The sequence below is a fragment of the Cedecea sp. P7760 genome, from assembly GCF_013386425.1.
Taxonomy (GTDB): domain Bacteria; phylum Pseudomonadota; class Gammaproteobacteria; order Enterobacterales; family Enterobacteriaceae; genus Cedecea; species Cedecea selenatireducens.
This window is the reverse complement of sequence record NZ_JACARU010000116.1, coordinates 1-661: the sequence shown is the minus strand read 5'-3', so window position 1 is coordinate 661 and position 661 is coordinate 1. Positions and strand designations below refer to the sequence as shown.

1 protein-coding gene is annotated in these 661 nt (G+C 56.3%); it reads right to left on the bottom strand.

Features of this window, described 5'->3' with window-relative positions:
- Window positions 1–73: 73 nt before the first annotated feature.
- The coding region (gene hemF, locus HX778_RS24915) for an oxygen-dependent coproporphyrinogen oxidase (RefSeq protein ID WP_176983355.1) at window positions 74–661 on the bottom strand (588 nt) is incomplete at its 5' end.

The following is a 661-nucleotide window of genomic DNA, read 5'->3' as shown; positions in this document are numbered from 1 at the left end:
ACGGGACCTTAGCCGATCCTACATAACCAAGTTTGTGACTAAGAGACCGCCCCTTAGGGTGAGGGTAAAAAAGCTACACCCACTCCTTCACCGGCAGGAAATCACGATACAGGGCAGCCTCGGGGCTGCCTTCTTCCGGCTGATAGTCATACTCCCAGCGCACCAGCGGCGGCATCGACATTAAAATCGATTCTGTTCTCCCGCCGGTTTGCAGGCCAAACAGCGTGCCGCGATCCCACACCAGGTTAAATTCTACATAGCGCCCACGGCGGTAAAGCTGGAAGTCGCGCTCGCGCTCGCCAAACGACGTCTCTTTGCGGCGTTCAACAATCGGCAGATAAGCGTCCAGATACCCTTGCCCCACGGCCTGAATAAAACGGAAGCCATAGTCGAAGCCTGGCTTATTCAGATCGTCGAAGAACAGCCCGCCAATGCCGCGCTGCTCGTTGCGATGTTTGATGAAGAAGTAGTCATCACACCACTTTTTATAGCGCGGGAAAACGTCTTCGCCAAACGGCTGACACAGGTCACGTGCCGTGCGGTGCCAGTGAACCGCATCTTCTTCAAAGCCGTAATAAGGCGTCAGGTCGAAGCCGCCGCCGAACCACCACACGGGCTCGGCCCCCGGCTTTTCAGCAATAAAGAAGCGCACGTTGGCGTG